This is a genomic window from bacterium, from assembly GCA_018812485.1.
Taxonomy (GTDB): domain Bacteria; phylum JAHJDO01; class JAHJDO01; order JAHJDO01; family JAHJDO01; genus JAHJDO01.
On record JAHJDO010000014.1, the window covers coordinates 19,530 to 32,757 of the forward strand.

General features: G+C 34.5%; 12 protein-coding genes. All 12 read right to left on the reverse strand.

Features of this window, described 5'->3' with window-relative positions; genetic code table 11:
* Positions 1-6: 6 nt before the first annotated feature.
* Positions 7-2,118 carry a radical SAM protein gene (locus KKC91_00985; GenBank protein ID MBU0477132.1) on the reverse strand — a complete coding sequence of 704 codons (2,112 nt, stop codon included), beginning with the start codon at positions 2,116-2,118 and terminating at the stop codon, positions 7-9.
* 61 nt (positions 2,119-2,179) lie between these two features.
* Positions 2,180-2,737 (reverse strand): GNAT family N-acetyltransferase, encoded by a 558-nt coding sequence (locus KKC91_00990; protein ID MBU0477133.1) that lies wholly within the window; start codon positions 2,735-2,737, stop codon positions 2,180-2,182.
* A complete protein-coding gene (locus KKC91_00995) occupies positions 2,734-3,234 on the reverse strand; it encodes a GNAT family N-acetyltransferase (protein MBU0477134.1) in 501 nt (166 codons plus the stop codon). The genes KKC91_00990 and KKC91_00995 overlap by 4 nt, the downstream gene beginning before the upstream one ends.
* Positions 3,235-3,278: 44 nt before the next feature.
* A complete protein-coding gene (locus tag KKC91_01000) occupies positions 3,279-4,589 on the reverse strand; it encodes a DUF4910 domain-containing protein (GenBank protein ID MBU0477135.1) in 1,311 nt (436 codons plus the stop codon).
* Positions 4,586-5,611, reverse strand: a complete 1,026-nt coding sequence (locus tag KKC91_01005; GenBank protein MBU0477136.1) for an AAC(3) family N-acetyltransferase — start codon at positions 5,609-5,611, stop codon at positions 4,586-4,588. Before KKC91_01005 ends, KKC91_01000 begins: the two co-directional genes overlap by 4 nt.
* Positions 5,612-5,659: 48 nt before the next feature.
* Complete coding sequence (pdxA, locus tag KKC91_01010; GenBank protein ID MBU0477137.1) at positions 5,660-6,676, reverse strand: 4-hydroxythreonine-4-phosphate dehydrogenase PdxA; 1,017 nt, start codon at positions 6,674-6,676, stop codon at positions 5,660-5,662.
* A gap of 54 nt (positions 6,677-6,730) precedes the next feature.
* On the reverse strand, positions 6,731-8,362 hold the full coding sequence (locus KKC91_01015; protein ID MBU0477138.1) for a B12-binding domain-containing radical SAM protein: 1,632 nt from the start codon (positions 8,360-8,362) through the stop codon (positions 6,731-6,733).
* 5 nt (positions 8,363-8,367) lie between these two features.
* Positions 8,368-9,138, reverse strand: coding sequence for an inositol monophosphatase (locus tag KKC91_01020; protein ID MBU0477139.1), 771 nt, complete (start codon positions 9,136-9,138; stop codon positions 8,368-8,370).
* The gene (locus tag KKC91_01025) at positions 9,135-10,685 is read right to left on the reverse strand and encodes an acyl--CoA ligase (protein MBU0477140.1); all 1,551 of its coding nucleotides are present in this window, start codon (positions 10,683-10,685) and stop codon (positions 9,135-9,137) included. Before KKC91_01025 ends, KKC91_01020 begins: the two co-directional genes overlap by 4 nt.
* Positions 10,672-11,724: an N-acetylneuraminate synthase family protein gene (locus KKC91_01030; protein ID MBU0477141.1), complete on the reverse strand. Its 1,053-nt coding sequence runs from the start codon at positions 11,722-11,724 to the stop codon at positions 10,672-10,674. The genes KKC91_01025 and KKC91_01030 overlap by 14 nt, the downstream gene beginning before the upstream one ends.
* Positions 11,717-12,469, reverse strand: coding sequence for a sugar phosphate isomerase/epimerase (locus KKC91_01035; GenBank protein MBU0477142.1), 753 nt, complete (start codon positions 12,467-12,469; stop codon positions 11,717-11,719). The genes KKC91_01030 and KKC91_01035 overlap by 8 nt, the downstream gene beginning before the upstream one ends.
* Positions 12,466-13,221, reverse strand: a complete 756-nt coding sequence (locus KKC91_01040) for a glycosyltransferase family protein (protein MBU0477143.1) — start codon at positions 13,219-13,221, stop codon at positions 12,466-12,468. The genes KKC91_01035 and KKC91_01040 overlap by 4 nt, the downstream gene beginning before the upstream one ends.
* Positions 13,222-13,228: the final 7 nt, after the last annotated feature.

Genomic DNA, 13,228 nt, shown 5'->3' on the forward strand with positions numbered 1-13,228 from the left:
TTCTCCCTAAACCGTTTTCAAGCCCGCTGTTTTTCTTTTTGCATAAGAAATATAGCGTCTCATATTAGACGAAACCATAGTGCTAAAATAAAAATCGTACTTTTCTATCTCTGTCAAAGTTTTTGCTTTCTCAATGAAATCATAATGTTCCTCTATATTCCTTACGACCAGTGCAAAGAGTCGGGAACTTTTTAGGTGATATTCTAATAGCGGCTGTTCATAATTGCCCATTGCCCACGCAATAAGATCATAGGAGCACTCATAAAGAATTTTTTCTTGAGTCCTCTGAAGGGGAGTAATTATAATATCGGCTGTCAAAGAAGCGAGCATATTTAATATTTTATGAAAGTCTTTCTGTCTACTAACCTGATATTTCTTACTCTTTTTATAAACAGCACAAGCCGCTTTAACATACTCTGCAATAAAAACTCGCTTTTCTTGGATTCCAAGCGTTTTACCCATTATAGACCGTAAGTGCTTATAAACATCAAATGAATCAATATTGGCATGCTTTTTAATAGAACTCATTAATTTCTTTTTCAAAGCTGCTGTTGTTTTAAAGTGCAAACCTCTGATATCTCTCATATATTGCGAAGCTATCGTGCTAAAAAATTCATAGTTCTCTTTATGAGTTACTAATTCATCGTAAACATCCGATGGAGTCATATTGTAATTGAGACAATGCATAATTATTTCCTTCAAAAATCCTGCGGCATAGCATAGGTGAGCAAAAAGACTGAATTTATGAATCTTCCAAAAATTTTGTTGATTCATTGTCTTTGACTCTGTCACAATCTCATTTGCGTCAACAACATAATGCTCATTAACTTTTGTTACATCTTTTCCCAGTAGTGAATACATTGTCTTAAATCCATATTGTCTTCTTGCATCTTCTGCGTACAATTCAGCTCCCTTAATTAGATAAAACTGACCAATATAGATACTATCAAAACCCTGCTGTATGGCTTTCAAAAATCCTTTTCGAAACGAGTTGTATGTTTCACCCGGCAATCCCGAAATAAGCTCGGTTGAAGTTGCGATTTTGTTTGTATGAGCAAATATAACCATGTCTTTAACTTTATCCAAGGATATATTTCTCCTTTTAACATTCTTTAAAACTTGTTTATTAAAGGACTGGAAACTCATGTTTAGAGGCAGTAAAGGCTTCAATAACTTTGCCATTTTTTTAACATTTTCAATCGGTCCGTTTGCCGCGTAATAAACTCTTAATGAAACTGGATAACCACAGTTGTTGTAAAGCGTTCTGATAAACTCTGCCAGCTGAACATCGTGAGCAACAATTCCCCAATTTGGGTCTGCTATTCTCAAAACTCTATTTGGGCTGTGGTCTTTTAAATACAGAATCTCCCTTTTAAGATACTCCACGCTATGAGTGTAAAGGCGCGAAGAGTGACCTCCAATCGTACAATAACCGCATCTATAAGGACATCCTCTGGCTGTTTCAAGCTGGGGCATTGATTGAAACCGTTCAAAAAAATCTGTAAATAAACCCATTGAGTAAGGAGAAGGTATTTCATCTAAATCATAAAGCGTTGGAGCAGGTTTCCCGCTGAATACTTTTTCTCCTATTAAAACACTGCATCCATTAATTCTCTGAGTTTTTAGTTCCAATCGCTTTCTGCATGCAATAAATCTACCTACAATATCTGCAAATGGCACTTCTCCATAACCATGGACAATAATGTCAATATGCGGATTAGAAATAAGCAGTTGCAAATCCTCATTTAACAAACACGACACGGAATCGTCATTTTTCTCCAATTTTTGAGTTGTATTTGTGCTCACAAATCCTATATTAAGCCCGCCAAAAACAATCAATGTATCGGGAGCTATGCATCTGAGAAAGGCGGATACAGTAAGACTCAAATTGTCATTCCATGAGTAATAGCCAAATCCGACAATGTGTGGAGTCTTTTTTTTAATTGCTTTGTATAAATCATCAAACTGTCTGAATAGTTTTAGTTCAATTTCATCACCATGCAATTTTTTACAATATGCCCCTATAGTGCCAATTCCCAATGGAATTGTTCCTAAGGTTAATCCAAAACCATTATGAGCTAATTCTACAAGATAGATAATAACCTTGTTTTTATTCACATATACCCTTGAATATCATCGATTTGATAAGCCGCATAATTCAGCTTGTGAATTTCGCAATTTAGTCTTTATTAAAGTCTCTTTGTAGGATTCCCATATAAACCTTGTCCACATATTTCCCATCTAAATTAAGCATTTTTGTTAATCTACCTTCAATCTGAAATCCAACCTTTTGATATGCTTTTATTGCTGCTTTGTGAGGTGCATGTACACCCAAAATAACTTTATTCAAATTCAATCTATTAAAAGCATATTTCAATAATAGTTGGCATGCCTCCTGTCCATAACCTTTGCTCCAGTATCTTTTGTCTCCAATCATAATTCCCAGTTCAGCAAACCTATGAACCCAATTTATATTACCCAATTTGATATTGCCTATGTGTCTGCCTTGTTTTTTTGTAACAATAGCAAACATTACATCGGTTTTACTTTTGTTTATTCTCTCATAGTAATCTTGTAGCTCATTCTTAGTTGTTGGGAAAATTCCTATCTCCATATATTTTGTCACTTCACTATCGTTAAGCCATGATAAATATTTTTTATTTATATCTCTTTGGTTAAGAGGGCGAAGATATATTCGCCTGCCTACAAGGAATATCTTCTCAGCAATTTTTTTCATAAACCATTAACTCTTTTTTGACTGTTTCTCTCCAGAATCATTTCGTAGCAGCTGAATCCTTTAACTTCTTTTAATCTATTTATCGTGAAACCGGATTTTTTAAATATTCTCAAAGAAGGTGTGTTTTTCTGCTTTATGTGAGCAGTTATATTTTTTATAGGGTAATTTTTGAAAGTATGTTCGCAAAATAACCGTAGAGCTTGTATACCGTAACCTTTTCCTCTTTCAGTTTTGTCGATAATAATACTAACCTCCGCTGCTCCTGGAGAATTAAAATCAAATCTTACTTGTCCTATTTCCTTGCCGAATTCACTTTCAATAATGGAAATCTTTTCCTTTCTACTTTTTATTTTTTTTTGAAACCACTTCTTATGCTCTTCATAAGAAATATATTTTGAATTAAAAGATGCCTCTCTTACGCTTTTTTCATTTCTCCATTCCCATAATAATTTACAGTCTTTCTTTTCTCCATCTCGCAGAGTTAATTCAGATTTCATACCATGTTTCATCCGCACTTTGCCCATTTCAGAAATTATTAGGATTAGCCAGTCTCTTTAAGCAAACCTTTATACACCAAAGAATCGGCTGCAACTTTAATTTGCTCAAAAGCTATCTTGGAGCGAATTGCAATGTCTAAGAGAGAGTTTCTCCCGTCAGAGAGATTTAAAACCCATAACATTGATAATTCGTTAATTGCATGATCTTTTTGACTGCCAATCATTCTGTAAAGCCCCCTTCTTCCTAATTGTGGTTCGCATTTTGGATTAATATTTAAATAAGTAATATTGTTCTCAAGAATGGATACGACTTTAATATATTTCTGAAATGAATCTGCTAGATATTCAGGAGCAATGATATCTAAATTATCTAAAGAAGTGTGATATTCAGGGAAACGAGCATAGGGAGTTCTCATTAATGAACCTACCGGCAAATTGAATCCTGGAGAGCAAAACTGTCTTTCATCACTTCCAGAAGGGAAAAAGTCAATAATCTCATAAGGATTTCCCGAATCGATCAGGACTTTTTCTACTATCCTGTCAATTGTAGCATTCCCTTGCCTGCTTTTTTTATATGTTGATTTACCAGAATCACCTACGCATGTCGCAATAATTCCATGCTTGATATTTGCTACTCTATCTTCATTCAAGCTTAACCAAGTGATTGCGCCGATAGTTTCAGGTATAAACAAAAACCTATAAGAATATTTTAAATCAGCGCCTAATAACTCTCTTGCCAAAAAAGTCAAAAGGACTACTCCACTAAGATTATCATTGCATAAAGAAGGGTGACAAATGTAACACGAAAAAAGAACTTCGTCATCGCTCTTCCCTTTTATATATAATTCGCCAAATGAAAGATTGCCATCTTCAAGTGTGGAATCAATAACTACCTCATAAGTACCATCCTGTAACTTCTCATATTGCTTATGAGTCAAACAAAAACCCCAATTTTCTTTATAGTAAGAAGTCAAGTAAGGAATCCAATCAGGATGTTCAGGCAAGGTAAATAAATGACTTTTTAGTTCCTCCAACGACACTCTTTTGTGAACAGGCACACTGTAATTCAGGACAGAAAGGTTTGATTGCTTAAAATCAATTAGTTTCTCCCCTTTTGAGTTTTTCACATACGCATCTTTTATATTCCATTCCTTGGGAACAGTCCAATCAAAAACTTTTGTTCCAGTAGAAATTTCATGTATCTTTATAGGTATATATTTTTTAATGATATTTAATGTTTCTCGTACTCCATTGCCCGTAATACTTCTGCATATTGGGTAGAGTCTTTCTATTAATTTAAACATTTTTTTCCCATAATTTTCCGTATTCAAATTGTCATTGTCAAACTGGGTCATTTTGGATTCTCCTTTAAAAAAAAGCGGATATTTTTGTCTAGAAGTTTACAGCCTTCCTTAAGCAAGACATCAGAATTAACCATTAATACTCGCCCCGCCCCTAATTTAATTTCTTTCATTAATCCTTTCGTAAGCATATGTCTTTCTAATTTCGAAAGATCTGTAATAATCGTTTTATCTAAGTAACGCACAAAATAATCGTATTCATCTTCATAGATTATGCTGGATTCTTTAATTTTCCCCTTGAATGTTTTTATATATCTGTATGGAACTCCATGCATTTGTTCAACGTAGTGAACATATGTGCAAGATTGAAAAGGTGCACCTAGGAAGATAATTTTCCCATTCATTTGGTGGAGTTTTCCAAAAATTGAGTTTTCGTCAAAAGAATCTTTGCTTATATCTAATAAGTGACTTTTATATTTACCCCATATTGCGACCGAAAAAATAGGATGGATTGTTCTGCTAACCTCTGGTTGCACCCTGAAATATTCTGTAAGAACACCAACATCTGATTTAGTATTTCTAACGTCATAAATTTCTCCCTTACAGAAGTTATAAGTGAATGTGGGCATAATTATCGTCCCATTATTGCTAACACTCTCCTTTAGTGAATAAATTAGACTTTTTAAAATAAAACTCCTATCAGATATGCATAATTTCCCAAATGCAGAAATGTCAGAATGGACAAAAATAGTATCTCCTTTATTAACGCCAATATCTCTCAATGTGCAGGTAAAATCAGAATAATATATTTTTTTATTGTCTAATTCATATAATGGCTGTATTAATCTTTTTTTCATTTTAAGAATATTATTAAAATCATTTAAGTTGTGTATCTTAAACATTTCTTCAATTTCAAATTTAATATCAAATTCTTTTTCAATTGCCATGATTAACTCAAGATGTCCCATAGAATCCCACTCAGGGATATCAGCAGAAGTCCAAGTATTTTCAATTTTTTTGTGTTCTAAATTAAATGTTTTTCTTACCACTTTTTTTACTCGTTCACTAATTTCCACCCTCTTCCCCTATTTTTTAGATTTACCAGAATTCTCTGCTTAAGAAGTTTAATTTGCTCTATCCAACCTTCTATTCTCAGCAATCAAAATTGCATAATCTATTGCATCTAGTAAACTCTTTTCGTCGGCAATACCTTTCCCTGCCTTTCCGAAAGCGGTTCCATGATCAACAGAAGTCCTTATTATAGGTAAACCTATAGTAACATTCACTCCGCCCACCGAACTCCATGTATTTCCATTCCATTCAAAACCAAAGAATTTTAGCGGTATATGTCCCTGATCATGATACATAGCAACAATAATGTCATATGTTCCGTTCTTTCCTTTGGAGAATATAGTATCCGGTGATATTGGACCATCAACATTTATTCCTTCGACTTTTGCTTTCTGAATCGCTGGTATTATCTCGTTTATCTCTTCATACCCCATTATTCCCCCCTCACCACAATGAGGATTTAAACCCGCCACACCTATTTTAGGTGATAAAACACCTAACTGCTGACAGGCCTCAAAAGCTGCTTTTATAGTCTTGAATACCCTGTCAAGTTTAATAAGGTCTAAAGCGTTTCTTAAAGAAACATGCGTTGTTACATGAATAACCCGCAAATTTTTATGTGCCAAAAGCATGGCCACGTCTTTAGCATTGGTCAAAGCTGCCAGCATCTCAGTGTGACCGCGATATTTCTTTCCGTATCCAGCAAGGTCGAATGACTCTTTATTAATCGGAGCAGTTACTATGGCATCAACCTCTTTTTTTAAAGCTAAGGCTATTGCCTTTTCAATATACTTACCAGCAGCTTTACCACATTTTTGACTGACTTTTCCATAAACTAACTTAGTCATATCTATATTGGATAGATTATATACATCAATGCTACCATGTCTAAAATTAGCCTTCTTTACGTTTTCAATAACATTGATATGTAAGTGCAGCTTACTGATCTTAATCGCATCCTTCATAGCCTGTTTATCGCCTATGACGAGAGGATTACATCTTGAATACACATCAGGATTGTTTAAGGCCTTAGCAATTATCTCTGCCCCAATTCCCGCCGGATCGCCCATTGTAATACAAATAGTTGGCTTCATAAATTAACCTGCCCAAATATGGTGTTTCTGTTAACACACGATAGCAAAATCCAATTCTTCAAATTTTTGCCTCCAATACGCACTCCTTTTAACAATCTCATTCGTTTTTTTGATTGCAAATTTTTTCTCTTCCTTCATATTTAATGCCTTATACCCTATTGCCAAGCAATTCCATGAAAAAGCGTGATCTTTTGCTAGTTTGACAATTCTGTCGAAGTCTTTAACAGACCTCTTTATGTTTCTACCCATCAAGTTTACATTATTTTTAAAATTAATTTTTAGATTGTTTGTATAGGCAAGGTCAAAAATAAACTCTTCCTTATTATCATAAATAGGCATACCTTTAGATGAATCAAAGCGATAATCTATTAAATCGCTATTAAAATCGGAACTATTGTTTAACATTTCATTGAAGAGATCAGTGTTGGGTAGAGGTTTACATATTGAAAAAAGAGACCAGTCAAGAGCAATTTCCTCTGCTAATGAAAATGTCTTTTCCATTTGTTCTAACGTTTCCCCTGGAAATCCAATCATAAAATTTGCTCTATAGTATATTTCAGGATATTTATGCAATAGCTTAACCTTTTTTTTAAGCAATTCAATAGTTAGAGGTTTTCGCATCTCTTTTAATATGCTCTGATCGCCACTTTCAATACCGATTGAAAAATATGTACAGCCGGATTTAACCATTTTTTTCATAATTTTTTCATTTAAGCTTCCAATCCTGATACCATTACCCATGGACCATGTCAGCGAATATTTTCTATCAATAAGACCATTCAGTATATCAATGACCCTCTGTCCGTTGTATGCAAAATCGTCATCAACAACATCAATATGCCGAATTCCAAACTCCTTGTAAAGAATGTCTATCTCACTAAGAACTCTCTCAGGAGAATGCGTCCTTACTCCTGGCCCCATAAATGATCGTACACTACAAAACTTACAATTTCCAAGACACCCACGAGATGTAAGCAAGGTTGCAACAGGAGTCTCATAAGAAATAGTCTGGGCTGCAGATAAAATCCCATATTTATAATAATTTTTTAAATCGATAGTGGCGAAATCAGGGATAGGAAGGTTATCCAAATTGTCAGGCCGCTCTATATCTGATAATACATCGGCTTCATTTCTTAAAAGAAACTTATTATTTACAATTATCCCCCTCAGAAAGTTTTGCTGATTGTTTAAATATTTTATAAGACCAAGAAAATGATACTCTGATTCATATAAAGAAATGAAATCACAAAACGCTAATTTATTTTTTTCTTTAGCTATGCTGGTAATATGTATTCCGCCACCAACTATAATTATTTTTGGATATTTATCCTTAATTTTGGTGCCAATGCTTTTTGCATAGGCAAATGAGGCGCCAAATATAACAGTTAATCCGACTAAGTCAGGTTGAAATTCTTCTATTTTTCTTCTGCACATTTCAAACCAATTAACCGTTTTACCACCAAGAGCATCTTTAATACTTTCTAAATGTAAATCAAGCACCTCTATCTGGATGTTCTCTAATTCTCTTTTAATCATTGAAGATAAATATAAAAGCCCTAAAGGGGGGTATACTTCATAGTAATTTTTTGCCTTGCCAGTATCAGCACTTAAATCGATATTCGAGACTCTTGGAGAATTAATGAGTAAGATTCTTGAGATCATAATCCTTATTGAGTTAACAGCGTTAACAGTTGATCATGAATTTTTGCGTTCGATGCTATCACACTTTTTGAATTAACGCTGCACGGACTTCCATCAAAATTCGTGATATTGCCTCCCGCTTCTGTTAGAATTACTATGCCGGCAGCAATATCACATATCTTTGTGCTGTTCCAGATTCTGCCATCAATTTTACCCGAAGCTATAAGGCATAAATCTTTTATTGCAACTCCAAATATTCTTGTTGTAAAAGCCTTCTCTGTTAAAATCTTATAATATCGAAATGACTTTTCTGATAAATAAAATTGATTATCATAATTTATTACAGCTTTCGAAAGGTCTCTATTTTCTGATACAGAAACTCGTTTCCCGTTGCAAAAAGCACCCCGTCCTTGAAATGCATAATACAGCTCGTCTTCCATAGGAAAATAAATTACACCCAAATAGAATTTATTATCTTCAACCAAAGCAATGGATATCCCACTAAAGGGCAGACCGGCTATATAGTTATGTGTTCCATCAAGTGGGTCTATTATCCAAGTTTTCCCTTCTTTTTCTTTGAGAACTCCTTTCTCCTCAGTAATTATCCCGTAAGATGCATCATAACTATTTAGTACTTCCAATATGGCACGTTGAGATTCCATGTCAATTTCTGAAACCATCTCTCTTGGTGATTTGCGAATAACACGGTATTTTTGACCAAAGTTTTCTCTTAAAATCTTCCCGGCAACTTTAGCAGCATATATGGCAGTATTAAGATCTCTATTATTAATTGTCATGTCTCTAGTCTAGCTTTATCTCTTAATGCTTTTCTCAACAACTTACCTGAATGAGTCTTAGGAATGGACTCAATAATTTCAATTTCTTTAGGCAATTTTAATACGGGCAGATACTTCCTGCAATGTTTTAAAATCTCATCACTACTGACAGATAGCACATCTTTTAATACAACAAAACTTTTGATTTCCTCGCCAAACATCTCATCTGGAATACCAATTGTAACAGATTCTTTTATCGCAGGATGCAGCAGGAGAACCTCATCAATTTCACCTGGGGCAATATTGGTTCCCCCTTTTATAATCAAATCCTTTATCCTGTCAACATAATAGAAACGTCCTTCTGCATCCTTGTATCCAGTGTCTCCAGTATGAAAGTAACCATTGTGTACAACCTTGGAATACAAAGAATCATTTTCAAAATACCCAATAAATACATTTGGGCCTTTGACCACAATTTCTCCCATCTGATTGGGACCAAGTTCATTACCGTGTCTATCGAATATCTTAACCTCATTTATATCTAAGGGAAAACCTATACTTCCCGGGCTCCAGTTTTCTTCTAAAGGGTAATCGATATGAGTAGGCCCTGTCTCAGATAATCCATAGAGATTTCCTGCTTTCAAGTTGTATCTTTTTTCAAATTCTATTTGAATATTCTTCTGCAAGGGAGCAGAACCACATCCAACGAATCGCATAGAAGAGATGTTATATTCCATTGTATCCTTGTAAATATTTAAAATGGAATATAAAATGGTGGGGACTGTTTCCATATATGTTACACTATATTCTTGAATTAATTGCCATATTTTATTTCTTATATGCCAGAATGACTCTGCCAAAACCATTTTACCTCCAATGTACATACAGGGTAGGAAAGAATAGTTTGTGGAAGCAGTATGACCCAATGGTAAAAACACCAGATGCACCTCTTGTTCTTTGCTAAATCTGAATCCACGACAAATCGAGGAAATGTTGGTAATCATATTCTTGTGAGAAAACAAGATTCCCTTTGGATCACCTGTGGTACCTGAAGAGTAATATAAGCAAGCAGGTTTATTCTCATTAATATCTATCTTGTATTCTAAATTCTCGCTTATTGACATTAGTCTCTTTTCAAACGTTTTCTCCTTGTCTACAGGAACCTCTAAAAAATTTCCTTCTTCTCCTTCAAACTCGGCAAATCTTCTTCCATCAATTAATACCATGTACGGTTTAACATAGCGGATATTTCTCTTTATCTCCTCTTTGTGAGAAGTAAAAGGCATAGGGTTAAATATTGCGCCTATTCTTATAGTTGCAAAATAGAAAAAACAATACTCTGGCGAATTCTTAATAACAGCCGTAACCCTATCTCCCTGTTTCACCCCTCTGAAAAGCAAATAATTCGATGTCTTCTCAACAATTGAATTAAATTCTTTGAATGAATAGTTTATGTCCGAACACACATCATGCACGAAAATTCTTTCAGGATTTACCGTGCTTTGATAATAAAGAACTTCTGAAAAGTTTTGACATTCTTTGAGCTTTGTAATCTTAGCTTTTATCATTCTCTGCAAGCTCCCACGTTATCCACTCATCTTCCTTTATGTCTTTCCGTGCTTTTCTGCCTATAATCATATCAATAAATTTTGGCTTAATTCCATAAGCAGGTCTTTTTATTATGAGCATCTCCTTCGTTATCCTTGTTCCCTTGAGTATCTTTACTTTCGCATGGATACTACTTCTGGCTATTTGATAATTTTCCATTTCTTCCGGATTTGGGCCTAATTTCTTTCCATCACCCAAAGCAGATTCTATCTCTCTAACCTGTCTTACCATTTCTTTTAATTCATCTGGTTCAATTGCGAAGCTATGGTCAGGGCCTTCCATCTTGCGTGATAATGTTAAGTGTTTTTCTATGACCTTTGCACCCATCGCTACCGCAGAGAGGGAAATATGAATTCCTGGAGTATGATCAGACAATCCTACAACTGTATCAGGAAAGGCAGTTTTTATAGTGTGTATTGCTTTTAGATTCATAATCTCGGGTTTTGCGGGATATAAGGACGCACATTGCATAAATATAATCTCACCGTTTCCCGCCTTTTTACAGGTTAGATATGCATCTTTTATTTCTTCCATATTGGCTAAACCTGTTGAGATAATTAGCGGCTTTTTCTTTTTTGCTGTATATTCAATCAACTGCAGATCAACTAATTCAAATGAAGCGATCTTGTAGAAATCTACATAGGAAGCTAATTGATCAACTGCTTCAATGTCAAAAGGAGTGGCAAAAAATATTATGTGCTTTCTATCACAGTAATCCTTTAGCTTCGGGATCCATTCGCGCGGTGTTTCAATTTCTTTTATCAAATCCCATAAATGCTTTTTGTAATAGGAATGTCTCGGAACATGTTTAGAATAAAGAGTTTCAGCAGAATATATCTGGAATTTTATAGCATCTGCACCTGCCTCTGTCGCTTTGTCTATTAATTCTTTTGCAACCTTTAAATCCCGGTTATGGTTTGCTCCAACATCTACAGTTATAAAGCAGACTTCGTTTTCTCCTACGTATCTACCTTTTGCCAATCTTATTCTTTTATTCATAATTCTTTATCTTTTTTAAGTCTTCTGTAAAACTATGTATCCAGTTATTCTCTTTAGGAAGTTCCAGTGTAATATATTCTGCACTTGAAAGGGCGATAATCTTTTTTATCTCCTCAAAATTAAACTCTCCGTCTCCTATATTCAAATGTTTGCCATGTATTTGTTTTGTTCCATCTGATATGTGAAGAATTCCTGGAGATAAACTTAACATTTTCTTCATGTACTCAAAACTATCAATCCCAAGATGAAAAGCTGTAGTAATGGCGTGGGCTACATCCAAACAGAAACCAACATTACAGGAATCTACTATTGTTTTTAATTCCTCATATACACTGCCTCTGCAATCATCTCCAAACATCGAGACATATGGCATATTTTCAACCAACAGTCTTTTCTCACTAAGAATATTAATTTGCTCAGTGGTATTTTCTATACTGTCCCCTATACCAGGATGAATTATTATGTGCTTTCCATTTAACTTATCACAGAAAGCTTTTACTTCAGAAAACATCTTTAAATTATCTTTAAATCTTTCTTTATCCGCTAAATTGAATCCATGCATGTAGTGAGTGCAATGTATGATGTAAGGGATTTTTAGACTGTTCCACATTTCTATATGTTTGTCATATGTGCCAGGCACGATGTATAGCTCTACGTAGTCGTATGCTTTTTCGTTATATAACTTCTCAGCTTGTGTTATGTATCTCTCATTATTAGACCAGAGTTTTAAACCGTATTTACTCATTTTTTATCTTCTTTTAGAGATTTTATAAGACCTTCATTTCTTAAAATGCCCTCGTTTATCTTCATCAGTTCTGGTTCCTTTTTTAAAAGACTTAAAATATCGTTCATGTTAAAAATTTCGTCGTTTTTATATAATCTTTTATAAATCTCTTTTATGAATTTTAAATCTTTCTGTTCATCGATACACCAGCGCATATAGGAAAGGTTTTTCTCGTTCTCTATATTCCCAATTATGAATATTTCGGGATGGTTTACAACGTAAAGAGTTACATGTTCCCTCTCCGATGACTTTTTTGCCTCTTCCCACGCTTTCTTCAAAGTTTTAAATGAAAAAACCTCTATATCTAATCCGTCAGGATAGGTTGGTGGATGAACATTAGATACATAATCAAGGTTACCTATAAAAAAACGTTCGATTACTTTATCAATTACTTCTGGGTCAATAAGAGGACAATCCGGGGTAATTCGTACGATAATATCACTTCCATGTTTTTTCGCCGCTTGATAATACCTATCCAAAACATCGCTTTCGCTCCCTCTAAACCATTCCGCTTTAGTTTCCTTTGCTAATTCTATGATAGACTCATCTTTTCTATTTGTTGTAGTGGCAACTATTATCTCATCAACTAACTCTGCCCTTTTTAATCTGTTTATGACATGCCATAACATTGGCTTACCTTCAATGTCTGCAAGAACCTTATTTGGCAGACGCGTAGAACTCATTCTGGCCTGGATAATAGCTGCTACTTTCATTCTTCCC

Excerpts from the sequence above, each read along its gene's own strand:
- KKC91_00995 (MBU0477134.1), bottom strand. The coding sequence starts at position 3,234 with ATGAAATCTGAATTAACTCTGCGAGATGGAGAAAAGAAAGACTGTAAA.
- KKC91_00990 (MBU0477133.1), bottom strand. The coding sequence starts at position 2,737 with ATGAAAAAAATTGCTGAGAAGATATTCCTTGTAGGCAGGCGAATATAT.
- KKC91_01020 (MBU0477139.1), bottom strand. The coding sequence starts at position 9,138 with ATGACAATTAATAATAGAGATCTTAATACTGCCATATATGCTGCTAAA.
- KKC91_01035 (MBU0477142.1), bottom strand. The coding sequence starts at position 12,469 with ATGAGTAAATACGGTTTAAAACTCTGGTCTAATAATGAGAGATACATA.
- KKC91_01030 (MBU0477141.1), bottom strand. The coding sequence starts at position 11,724 with ATGAATAAAAGAATAAGATTGGCAAAAGGTAGATACGTAGGAGAAAAC.
- KKC91_01000 (MBU0477135.1), bottom strand. The coding sequence starts at position 4,589 with ATGACCCAGTTTGACAATGACAATTTGAATACGGAAAATTATGGGAAA.
- KKC91_01025 (MBU0477140.1), bottom strand. The coding sequence starts at position 10,685 with ATGATAAAAGCTAAGATTACAAAGCTCAAAGAATGTCAAAACTTTTCA.
- pdxA (MBU0477137.1), bottom strand. The coding sequence starts at position 6,676 with ATGGGCGATCCGGCGGGAATTGGGGCAGAGATAATTGCTAAGGCCTTA.
- KKC91_01015 (MBU0477138.1), bottom strand. The coding sequence starts at position 8,362 with ATGATCTCAAGAATCTTACTCATTAATTCTCCAAGAGTCTCGAATATC.
- KKC91_01040 (MBU0477143.1), bottom strand. The coding sequence starts at position 13,221 with ATGAAAGTAGCAGCTATTATCCAGGCCAGAATGAGTTCTACGCGTCTG.